Source organism: Shewanella sp. SM23 (assembly GCF_025654295.1).
Lineage (GTDB): Bacteria > Pseudomonadota > Gammaproteobacteria > Enterobacterales > Shewanellaceae > Shewanella > Shewanella oncorhynchi.
In genome coordinates this window covers 308,460-320,417 of record NZ_JAKKRM010000004.1, presented here as the reverse complement: position 1 = coordinate 320,417, position 11,958 = coordinate 308,460, and the positions used below count along the sequence as shown (strand labels likewise).

Sequence of the window (11,958 nt, the reverse complement as noted above, 5' to 3'; positions counted from 1 at the left end):
ATGGAGTAGTAGATTTTTAATCGACTTATCAGTGGTATGAGTAGGCTTTATCTGACAATTATTTTATGTGATTGGCAGTTCCTTCCTGCTACTATATGGAGCTCATAGTTTTTGCCGCCGTAGGCTGAAATTAAGCGCTGCAATCAAGGGTAGTGGATGAAATCGAGTGAGCCGGATCTCCAACTAAAATCGCCGATCCAGAAGAACTACAACCGTGCCGTTTTTTATACGTACATCGGCGTTATCGTCATGTCTTTGTTGACCGCATGGATGTTTTTCGACCGCCAAAAAGCACAGCAGATGGAGCAGCGTGAAGAGCAGGTTCAGCGCCATGTATTGCAAATCGATCTGCTACTTGAGTCGAGCATTAGAGCGGTAAAAAGCTTACGCAACGTTGCTGTGGATCATTTACGTTTGGGCGAACTCGTGCGTAAAGAACGCTTACCCCAATACGGTAAATTCAACGAAAGCGGCCAGTATTTTACCTTAGAACCTAGCTACGCCCAGAGCGGTGAGCCCTTTACCAACATGGGTAGGATTACTGGTGCGGGTTCTCTCGACGGCCGCGATGACAAGTTCTATCAAGAGCTTGAGATGTTGTTTGAGCTGTCACTGTCATTCCCCGTCGCCAAAGAAGCCGCCCCGAAAGCCTCGGCGATTTATTACCTGTCGAAACGTAGGATCATGTCCTATTTCCCTTGGTCGAATGACGATCAACGTTTTAGGGACGAATTACTCAACAAGAAACAGTTCCAATACGCCACCCCAGCAATGAACCCGCAGCGCAGTGTATTTTGGAGTGAAGCCTATGTTGACTCCACGGGCAAAGGCTTATTGACCACTTTAGGCGTGCCCGTTTATTTGGATGATGAGTTCATTGGCTCAATCAACTTAGACATGACGCTTGCCTCGTTAGCGCGGCAAATTCGGGTTTACTTTAAGATGCCGGGCACAGTGATTTTGCTCGACCAACAGAACAATATTTTATCCCACAGCGATTTTGATAGCTCAGATATCAATCGGGTCTATCACATCAGCCAACGTATTCCCTCTGAGCTGCATTCTTTACCTGAGTCGGAATTGTTCGATGCCCACGACGGTATCATACGTAACGGCTATTACATCCATTCGGTTGCCCTGCATAACGCGCCTTGGCGTTTACTGTATTTGCAGGATGAAGACGACCTATTCCAAGACTCGTGGGAAAAACTGCAGCTGACCTTTATTTTAGTGGTTATCGCCCTGTCAGTGTTAGTGACCATAGTGCATTGGCAAACGCGTCGATCTTTTGTGAGTCCAGCCTCGCGACTACTGTCGCACCTTGAGGGCTGCTCCCAAGAGCCGCGTAAGCCACCGGAGAAAATCACCCGCGGCTGGGAACCTTGGTTCTTGCTGGTGAGTCGGATTTTTGAGGAAAACAAACAATATACCCACCATTTAGCGGAGCAGAATAAGCGGCTCGATAAGCTAGTGGCGCGGCGTACTGAACGCTTAAAAGACACCACAGAGCGGCGTGAGCGCGAATATGCGCTACTGCGATCCCTGCTTGACTCGATTCCTGAAGCGATTGTCTTTAAAGATAAAGAAGGCAACTATTTAGGTTGTAACAAGGCGGCTGAACGCATGCTGGGTTACACAGAGAGCGAGATGATAGGTTTATCATCTGAGGATTTGACCTCGCCTGAAATGGGCATACGTATCCGCGCCGAAGACGAACAAGTCTTAAAAGATCGCACGCCGCTGCGTTACCAAGAAAAGGTCGAGCTTGCGGGTAAACCTGTGCTGCTCGATACCCTCAAACTGCCTTTCTACAATCGCCGCGGCGAACTGCAGGGATTGATTGCCGTGTGGCGTGATGTGACGCGGGAATACGAATCCGCCGAACAATTACGCCTGTCCGAAGAGCGTTATCACTTAGCTATGGATGCGGTGGAAGATGGCCTGTGGGACTGGTATTTAGACTCTGAACAGATCATTTGTAACCCAGCCTATTATTCTATGTTGGGTTATAAAACCAATGAATTCCCAGCTTTAGTATCGACAATTGATGAATTATCCCACCCCGACGATCGTATTCGCGTCGAGGAATACCGTGCTCAGTATCTTGCTGATCCCGTCGGTGCTTTCGAAATTGAATTCCGTATGTTAGGTAAAAATGGCGGCTATCACTGGGTGTTATCCCGTGGCCGTGTGGTGGAGTTCACCGCCGAAGGTCAGCCTAAGCGTATGCTCGGTACCCATAAGGATATTACCCGCCATAAGAGTAACGAAGTGGCGTTGCTTGAAGCCAAGCAAGACGCCGAACTCGCTAACCTCTACAAGAGTGAATTCTTGGCCAACATGAGCCATGAGATCCGCACGCCGATGAACGCCATTATCGGTATGTTGCAGTTGGCACAGCGCACTTCGTTAACGGCGCAGCAGAAAGATTACCTCGAAAAAGCCGGTTTCTCGGCGCAATCGCTGCTGAGGATCATCAACGATATTCTCGACTTCTCTAAAATTGAGGCGGGTAAGTTGGAGCTTGAGCGGGTGCCGTTCCCGCTGGATAAAGTGCTCGAGCACGCTCTGGATCTCAATGCGCTTAAGGCACAGGAACAAGGCGTCGAGTTACTCTTATATGCACCAGTGACGGCGGGACTCATTCTTAAGGGCGATCCGCTACGTTTAGGCCAAGTGCTGATTAACCTGTTATCGAATGCGGTGAAATTTACCCAATCTGGCGAGATTGAGCTCGGCTGTGAAGATGTCGGCGAGCGGGATCATCGGATTACCTTGAAGTTCTGGGTGCGCGATACGGGGATCGGCATAGGTAAAGATCAACAGGATAAGTTGTTTGATGCCTTCGCCCAAGCCGACGGTTCGACCACCCGTAAATACGGTGGCACGGGCTTAGGTTTGTCGATCAGTAAGCATCTGGTGTCTATGATGGGCGGCAAGATGCAAGTGCAGAGTGAGCTTGGGGTCGGTAGTACCTTTAGCTTCACCATCAGTTTTGAAATTGCCGAAGCCGCTAAGATTGAACCTTTGGTCGTGCCGGAAAAACTCAATAGTCTACGTACCTTAGTCGTTGACGATAACCCGACGGCACTGCAAATTTATTCGACCTTGATGCGAGATTTCCACTTCGACGTTGATACTGCCGCCAGCGGCGCCGAAGCGCTTTACAAACTGTCGCGGGCACCAATCGATCTGTTATTGCTCGACTGGATGATGCCAGAAATGGACGGTAGCGATGTGGTCAGTGCCATAGATACTATGGTCGCCGAAGGCCGCTTAGCGAAACGGCCGGTGATTATTATGATGACGGCCTATGCGGCAGAGCCCTTGCAGCATGAAGTCGATAGTGCCAATGTGTTTGCCGTACTACAAAAACCGTTTAAGGCATCGAGTCTGTTCGATGAGATCATTGCCGCCTTTGCCGATGAACCGAGATTGAATGTGGTTCAGCCTATGGTTGAAGTTCAAGTTGAGGAAGGGGAGCACACAGGTTTAGTGCTGCTGGTGGAGGATAACTTTATCAACCAGCAAGTGGCCACTGAACTTCTTAAGAGCGCTGGCTACGAAGTGGTGCTGGCCGACAATGGTCAAGTGGCGCTGGATACTATCGACTCGCGGCCGTTTGATGCTGTGTTGATGGATATTCAAATGCCAGTGATGGACGGGTTAACGGCCGCAAGGGCATTGCGTGAGCGTTTTAGTGCCGATGAACTGCCTATCATTGCCATGACAGCCCATGCCATGTCGGGCGACAGGGAAAAGAGTTTAGCGGCGGGGATGAATGCCCACATCACTAAACCCATAGTGCTTAACGAATTATTTGAAACATTAAATCACTGGATCAAACACAAGAACCAGCATCAGAATCGTTAATTTATTTGCTCGGGGCCAGTGATGGCCTCGCATTATTTACTTTAAATCAATCGTTTGAGATAAGCAGTCATCAAAGATGCATATGACATAAATGACTTAATAAGGTAAATAACGCAGCCAGCCGAATCAGGAGGAAAGATGAAACCCCAAAGTGTAGCCTTAGCCTTATTTATAGCGCTGTTAGGATTTCCCACCGTTACGGTCGCGGCAGCCGCGCCTAGCGCCAAGATCATTAAGCAGGGCCAAGAGGCGAAAGGGTTTCTTAATCTCTATTACGAGGAGTCTGAGGGAGAGTTATATCTTGAGGTCAATCGTTTAAATCAACCTTTTATCTTAGTTACTAGCCTGCCACAGGGCGTAGGATCAAACGACATTGGTCTCGATCGCGGCCAACTGGGTCAGACCCGTATGGTGCAGTTTGAGCGCCAAGGTACCTATGTTTTACTCAAGCAACTCAATACTCAATATCGTGCGAATACCTCTGATGCCGCCGAGCAAAGAGCGGTTGAAGAAGCCTTTGCCGATTCTGTGTTATGGCAAGGCAAAGTGATTGAGGGCAAGCCAGATTTGGTAGCGATTAACGATCTGGTGCTCAATGATTTACACGGCGTGTCTTCCGTATTGCAACAAACAGAGCAGGGCAATTATCAGCTCGATTTGAGCCGTTCTGTCATCTTACCCAAAGGGATTAAATCCTTTGAGAAAAACGCCGATGTGGATGTGCAACTGACGTTCAAAGGCGATGTTGCTGGCGCGCAGGTCGCACAGGTAACACCCGATGGCACCTTAATGTCGGTGCGGATGCGTTATTCCTTTGTTGAGCTGCCTGATACCGACTATCAGCCGCGGGCTTATCATCCTATGAGCGGTTATTTGTCCGATGAGTATCGCGATTATGCCACGCCCTTTAACCAACCTTTAGTGCAGCGTTTTATCCTGCGCCACCGTTTACAGAAAGTGCATCCAGGCCCAGCGCCAAGCGAAGTCGTTAAACCTATTACTTATTATCTCGATCCTGGCGTGCCAGAACCTATACGGTCGGCGTTGCTCGATGGCGCGCGCTGGTGGGAGACGGCTTTTACTCGGGCGGGATTTATCAACGGCTTTAAAGTTGAGTTATTACCTGTAGATGCCGATCCGCAGGATATTCGCTACAACATGATCCAATGGGTGCACAGGGCGACGCGGGGTTGGTCCTATGGCGCCGCACTGACCGATCCTCGCACCGGTGAAATCATCAAGGGTCAAGTCACGCTCGGCAGTTTGCGTGTGCGTCAGGATTACTTGATTGCTAAAGGCTTAACCGCAGGCTGGCAGGATAGAGTGGCGGCCGAGAAAGCGGCGACTGCCTTGTCGCTCGCACGTATTCGCCAACTGGCTGCCCATGAAGTTGGCCATACGTTAGGGCTCGATCATAACTTTGCCGCTTCGACTAATCAGGATGCCTCTGTGATGGATTATCCCCATCCGAAAATCCAGCTAAAGGGCAATGATATTGATATTTCAGCACCTTACACTACAGGTGTTGGACCTTGGGATGATTTTACTATCGCCTATGGTTATAGCGATCAAGGCGATGCCCGTACCCAACAAGCGCTGCAAGTCGACTTACTGGCCGATGTAGCCAAACGTGGCTTACGTTATATCGGTGAGGCCGATTCTCGCCAAAAGGATGCGAGTCAGGCCTATGCCAGTTTGTGGGATAGTGGTGACGATCCGATCGATCAGCTGGGTAAGTTAAATAAAATTCGCACTAAGGCGATTGCGGATTTCTCCAGTGCGGCCTTGTTACCCAATGAGCCACTGGGCGAGCTAGCCGATGCCTTTGCGCCAATTTATTTGCTGACGCGTTATCAAATCGATGCGGTCGCTAAGTTTATTGGCGGCACTGACTATAACTATCAATCTATCGGCGAAGGCAGCCGCTGGAGCTATATTGCGCCGCAGTTGCAGTTAACAGGCTTAGACGCGTTACTTAACACGCTCGATGCGGCGAGTTTAACTGTGCCGCAAACCTTGCTCGACAGTTTAGTGCCAAAGGCGGGGAATTATCATGTTACGCGGGAATCCTTCGATTCAGGTCTAGGTGCAATTAACGACCCTCTCGGTATGGCTGAAGTGTTTAGCCGTCATACTGTGAGCTTGCTATTGATGCCTAAACGCTTGAATCGTGTCAGCCAAGCATCCATGGCAGATAGTGAGCAGTTATCGGTGACGACATTATTGGATAAGTTATTTGCGGCGACCTTGTATCAAGAGGATAAGCTCGCGCTGGTCGAAGGCGTATGGATGCGAGTGAACGCTGTGGTGATTGATGAAGTGCTGGCAACGCTGCACGATCCTCAAACCTCACCAGAAGTGAGGGCTGCGATCAACGATCGCGCTCAGTTTGTGATTAAGCAATTGAAAGCGAAGTCGAATCGAGCGAATGTGAGTCTTGCGGCGCACTATACTTGGTTGCAACAGGGTCTTGCTGCAGGTTTGACCGATGCTAAGGTTAAGCTTATTCCTAAGCCGTTAACCTTACCGCCGGGATCACCGATTTAACCCGATGAACATAGGTGCCATTAGGCGCCTATTTCTTTTGGATTTTTCGGATAAAAGTGATCAGCTTTACGCTCTAGATGAGTAAAGCGGCGGGTGTTTTTGTAGGGCAGTTTCATAAAGCCCGATACGCCGTGACCTTGGATTTTTCCGACATGATGCAAGATGCGATCGAGACTTGCGCGAAACGCCGCTTGCTTACGCGGATTGAGCAGCTTCAAGTAACTGTGAATTTTTAAGTGATTCGGCAGCGCCTCAAAAATGATGCAGCCTGTGTGGTGAATTTGGTTGATGCGGGCTAATTCCTCCATGATCTCCACCGGCAATTCGAGGTTCTCATCGGGATCTTTACCGTCTTCAAAATAAGAATGTAACCGCGACTTATCTTCTAAGGTGGGTACGTCACCGACTTCGAAGGGCAACTGCAGTGCGGCACTGGCGACAAAAGGCTCGCTGGTGTCAGCTCGTTCGATATGCAGTGTGTCTTTGGCGTTAAAGAAACAGGCTTTAAATACCCCTATACGTTTAATTCCCCGCGCGAGATCCACCATATTGTTGACTGCAATGATTAACGCACTTTTTTGTTTTGCATCGTAAATCGCAAGATTGGAGTCGATAAACACGCCGGTTTCCTGCCAATGAATAGCCAGACCACCCACGATCGGATATTGCGCTAAACGACCCACTGCGGCGATAAAGCCTTTTTCGGTATCGCCCATGCCAGCGAGGAAGTTACGATAATATTTTTCGAGCTGAATATCATCCATCTTAGCGATGGGATCTTGGGCGTTGTGCTCCTTTAAAAAGGATTTACGCGAACTGTAGCTGACGGTTTCAACATCTTTGTCGCGGGATTGTACCCATACAGGAATTTCCCCCTGTAAATCAGCTTTGGGCAGTTCAGGTAAATGTAGTCTGTGGCTGTGGCGCATACTTTTTAAAAAGTAATCGCCGGCAATGTTGCGCTGCTGCGGATCAGTGCTGAGCATGCCTTCTAAGGTACGGGCTAATTCTATCGGTAAGCCAATGCTGGTGGGCGAGATCACCTGTGCACCGAAGCGGCTTGCTTGCCCAGAGGCGAGGGCATACAGAGTCGCGGCAACTCCTTGCTCGTCAAAGCGCGGGCTGGAGAGTGCTCCATTGAGTTGCTCTTCGCCGATAAAGTACACATCACCCATGCGGGCGTTGGTATGTTGTTGATCGCTAGACATTAACGCCATCACATTGTCTTCGACGGGTTTGTTATGTTCATCCCGCTGCGCAAATACCGCTGAGCCCCAATCGATTAACGATAAGTGTTGTTGTTCAATATCGTAAACCAGATTAGAAGGTTTGATATCGCCGTGCACTAAAGGCTTGCCCGTGCGCAGGTAATACAAGATATCGGCGAGTTGGCGGGCGATGCTCATGACCATAGCGGTAGGTAAGGCGCCCATGCGGCGGCAAAGTTGGTCGAGATCTTCCCCTTTTGCCCGTTCCATCACGAGTATTCCCTGCTTACCTACTCGCTCAAATTTGATCGCCCCCGGCACATTAGGGTGCTTGAGTAAGGAGAGCATAAAGGCTTCTTCTTCGAGCCGATCTTGAATGTGTTGTGGCAGATTAATCCGTGAAAACTTAAACACATGGGCATCGCCAGCTTGATTGATACCCGCAAACACGAAACCGTAGGCGCCTTTGCCGACCAATTCGATATCGGTATAACCTAATTTGCTCAGCTGTTGTTTACAGAGGCGGATCCACGCCTTGTGTTTACGGGCATCATTGGCTTTGAGCAAGTAAATGGATTGCTCTTCAGAAATATAAAAATGCTGCAGCTGAGGTGTTTGCAAATTGTGCTCCTTGTTTTGTTCATTTAACCAGTAAGCGGGGGAGATAATCAAATAGCGGGTGGCTTTATTTTAGTATTTTGAATGGCATTGATGTTCAGCGTCAGGCGCGGCTTACCTATACGATCATTTCGTCACTGACTTTGACTTACATCAAATTAAATCCTCGCGACTATAGGTAATCTTTGGGACATTAGATGGAATCAATTTTTGTTAATTAACCCACAGACAAAGTGCAGCTAAGGAGGGCGTATGCCCACCCAATATAAGGCCTTGTTGATCGAACTTTTGGAATATCCGCGTAAGCGTATTTTACAGTCAATGGAAGTGACCCATTGCCCGCATGCGGTATTTTTTAATGATAGAGACGAGCAATGTTTAACGTGTCATCAGGGCATGGAATGTATCTGGATGAACCAGAATGACGAGTTGGTGGCCGTGAACGAAAAATCGATTGCCGAGTTAAAACAGCAGTTGTTGATCGCCGTGGACTTTATCGACTCATCTTTAAGCCCACATCATTTATCACGCCGTCAATGCCAATGCGATAACTGTGTTTGGCTGCGTAAAGTGCAAGCCACGTTAGATCAGTAAGTGAGTCTTTACATTGCTGAGTTTGCCGAATGGCAGGAGGCTTTGCATCCACTTTAAAATGTCATTAGAGTAAGGACAACATTAGCGAATAGAGATAAACCCATGGAACCCGGTTTTTGGCATGAAAAGTGGCAGCAGCAACAGATAGGTTTTCATCAGCAAGACATCAATCCTTTCCTCGTTAAGTATTGGCAGCAGCTTGCATTACCCGCAGATACCAAGGTTTTTGTGCCCTTATGTGGTAAGTCGCTAGACATGTGTTTCCTCGCAGAACAGGGGCATCAGGTCATAGGGTGTGAGTTGAATGAATCGGCTGTACAGCAATTTTTTAGCGATAACCAACTCGAGATGACGCAAACGGCCGTGGGTGAACACCAGCATTATCAAACCGAACAGATCAGCTTGTATCAGGGTGATATTTTCACCCTACCTAAGGCTATCACTCAAGACGTGACGGCATTTTATGATCGCGCGGCTTTGATCGCATGGCCAGAAAGTATGCGTGCACAATATGCCAAGCAGTTAGCGAGCTTATTACCTAGCGGCAGTGTCGGTTTATTAGTGACTTTAGATTATCCGCAAGAATCCCTTATCGGCCCGCCTTTTGCGGTATCCTCTACTTGGGTAGAGCAGCATCTAAGTGAGGATTTTGATATTGAAGTATTAGCGTCGCAAGATGTGTTGGCCGACAATCCACGTTTTATTAAGAAAGCAGTGCCTTGGCTTAATGAAGCGGCCTATTTGTTGAAACGTAAGTAGGCTTGACTCGGAAGTTGGATCTGTAACCCCATTGAATTATTCGCGGCTTTCGAGCTTGGAGTTCAGTGGGCTTGTCATTAAAACATCATATCTAAAGTCTAAACTGGCAAGATTATTTAAGACGAAGTGGCGGATAGAAGGCTTTGTTGTCGCGGGACTTTTTTGGATTGAGTTTGCTTGAGCTGGATTAAGTTTGCTTGAGTCAGCGTGTATTTAACTTGTCGGAAGTTTGTTGGTGAGTGACTTACCCTTTACCACGCTATTCGCGATGAACTCTATGCGACTTCGTAATAATTAGGCTCAAGCTCTAGTTGGTTTTGAATGATCTGCACTGCCATTCTGGCGCATTTACCACATTGATCGGCAACACCTAAGCGCTTTTTTACGTCAGCAAGCGAGCTATCGCCCTGGCTTACTGCGTTTTTAATTTGCGTATCAGTGATCGCATGGCAAAGACAAACGTACATATATTAGTCTCCAATCGAATTGTGCTAATTCTAAATGAAAACGCTTATCAAATGCAATCATGTTTTTTGGGTGATTTTCATACTTTAATGCTTTTGTTACATGGCGCACATTTTATCGTCTATGCTAGGTGTGTTTTAGCACTAAAAAGCTAGGCAGTTTTAGAAGTAGGTTTAGGAATACAGAGTCAGGGTGATGATGCCTCACGGATGGATAACTCATGGATGAATAACGAAGAATTAATCAAAGATCCATAAGGTTTCATGAGAACAAATCTACCAGTTACACAGCGAGAATATGATTATCCAGCGGATTGGATTTTATTGTCGACTACGGATACTCAAAGTCATATCACTTACGCCAATCAATCTTTCTGTACCGTTGCCGGTTACGACCTCGATGCCATGCTAGGCAAGCCCCACAACATGGTGCGTCATCCAGATATGCCTCCGCAAGCGTTTGAAGATCTGTGGCGATGTATCAAAAAAGGCGAGCCTTGGAAAGGGATAGTGAAAAACCGCTGCGCCAATGGCGATCACTATTGGGTCGATGCCTATGTCTCACCGATTTCAGTTAATGGTAAAGTCGTCGAGTTTCAATCTGTACGCACTAAACCCACACGCGATCAGGTTAAGCGTGCAGAAATAGCCTATGCAGAGTTGAACAAAAAGGGCAGCGTCAGCGCGTTAAAACGTACCTTGGATATGCCAGTCAAATTGCTGTTACTCGCATTGGTTGCCATGCTACCTATGCTTTACCTTGCTCTGTAAATTGGCTTAATGGGCTTTATTGCCCTAGCGATAAGTGTCCTAGTATTGCTGGTGGGCGGTAATCTGGTGCTGAGTCGTTACTATGCTTTAGTGACTAAGGCGAAGCATATCTACGATAACCCCTTGATGGCGCATATTTATAGTGGAAGCAGTGATGATCTTGGCGCGATTGATTTAGCACTGCAAATGCAGAATTCAGAGCTTAAGTCGATTCTTGGGCGTGCATCGGATTCCTGTTATAACGTGTCAGAACAGGCCAAAATATCTGCCGCCAAGGGCAAACAAATCCAGAGTACCAGTCAGGCTCAACTATCTGAAATAGAACAAGTTGCTACAGCGATGCAGGAAATGACCGCCACATTAGGCGATATGTCCTCCAATTGTGCTGATGCAGCCAGTGCCTCGCAAATGGCATCCGCTGAAACTATCAATGGCGATAAAACGGTGTCGAGTACTATTCGCTCGATTCAAGCTATGGCGGAGCAACTGCAACAAACGTCAAAAGTTATTACTGAGTTAGAAGCCCACAGTAAAGATATTGGCACAGTGCTCGATGTGATTCAGAGTATTGCGGGGCAGACGAATTTGCTGGCATTGAATGCAGCAATTGAAGCGGCTCGAGCGGGTGAGCAAGGTCGTGGCTTCGCTGTCGTTGCCGATGAAGTACGGGCGCTGGCACAACGTACTCACGATGCCACAAAAGAAATCCACAGTATGATTAATCTGTTGCAGCAGGGGACGAATAAAGCTGTTATCAGTATGCAGCAAGGAGTGGTTGCCGCTTCCGAATGTATTTCAACGGCGGATTTAGCGGGTACGGCATTACGTACGATTCGTGAGGCCATTTCGACCATTACCGATATGACGCACCATATTGCCAGCGCGGTTGAAGAGCAATCGAGTGTGGCAAATGAGATGAATCGCAGCGTGGTGAATGTGTCGCAATTTACCCATTCTAGTCATCAACTCGGCAGTGAAATGGTCGGCTTGAATGACGAAGTGACCCGCGAGATGGATTCTCACTCGGTATTGGTCGATCAATTCTTAAAGCGCAGCTTTAGGGTTTAACTGCCTAAAATTTAAGATAAAAAGGCAATAGTCTGACTATTGCCTTTTCTTTTACT

The 11,958-nt window shown here is 47.9% G+C and carries 6 protein-coding genes and 1 pseudogene; 5 read left to right on the top strand and 2 right to left on the bottom strand.

Annotated features, from left to right (window positions below; translation table 11 throughout):
• Positions 1 to 156: 156 nt before the first annotated feature.
• Both L5L98_RS07870 and L5L98_RS07865 read left to right on the top strand, forming a co-directional pair.
• A complete protein-coding gene (locus tag L5L98_RS07870; protein ID WP_263139791.1) occupies positions 157 to 3,873 on the top strand; it encodes a response regulator in 3,717 nt (1,238 codons plus the stop codon).
• 138 nt (positions 3,874 to 4,011) lie between these two features.
• Positions 4,012 to 6,420 carry a zinc-dependent metalloprotease gene (locus L5L98_RS07865; RefSeq protein ID WP_263139789.1) on the top strand — a complete coding sequence of 803 codons (2,409 nt, stop codon included), beginning with the start codon at positions 4,012 to 4,014 and terminating at the stop codon, positions 6,418 to 6,420.
• Between the two features lie 20 nt (positions 6,421 to 6,440).
• Here L5L98_RS07865 and L5L98_RS07860 read toward each other — a convergent pair whose 3' ends face one another.
• On the bottom strand, positions 6,441 to 8,249 hold the full coding sequence (locus L5L98_RS07860) for a protein kinase domain-containing protein (protein WP_173247579.1): 1,809 nt from the start codon (positions 8,247 to 8,249) through the stop codon (positions 6,441 to 6,443).
• A 249-nt stretch (positions 8,250 to 8,498) separates the two neighbouring features.
• Between L5L98_RS07860 and L5L98_RS07855 the strand changes: the two genes are divergently transcribed.
• Together L5L98_RS07855 and L5L98_RS07850 are read left to right on the top strand one after the other, a co-directional pair.
• A complete protein-coding gene (locus tag L5L98_RS07855) occupies positions 8,499 to 8,840 on the top strand; it encodes a hypothetical protein (protein WP_105250285.1) in 342 nt (113 codons plus the stop codon).
• Between the two features lie 102 nt (positions 8,841 to 8,942).
• Positions 8,943 to 9,599 carry a thiopurine S-methyltransferase gene (locus tag L5L98_RS07850; RefSeq protein WP_263139787.1) on the top strand — a complete coding sequence of 219 codons (657 nt, stop codon included), beginning with the start codon at positions 8,943 to 8,945 and terminating at the stop codon, positions 9,597 to 9,599.
• 275 nt (positions 9,600 to 9,874) lie between these two features.
• On the opposite strand, the gene L5L98_RS07845 is transcribed toward L5L98_RS07850, so the two are convergent.
• Complete coding sequence (locus tag L5L98_RS07845) at positions 9,875 to 10,066, bottom strand: bacterioferritin-associated ferredoxin (RefSeq protein WP_076498521.1); 192 nt, start codon at positions 10,064 to 10,066, stop codon at positions 9,875 to 9,877.
• A 261-nt stretch (positions 10,067 to 10,327) separates the two neighbouring features.
• Between L5L98_RS07845 and L5L98_RS07840 the strand changes: the two are divergent.
• Positions 10,328 to 11,902, top strand: a pseudogene (locus L5L98_RS07840) (PAS domain-containing methyl-accepting chemotaxis protein).
• Positions 11,903 to 11,958: the final 56 nt, after the last annotated feature.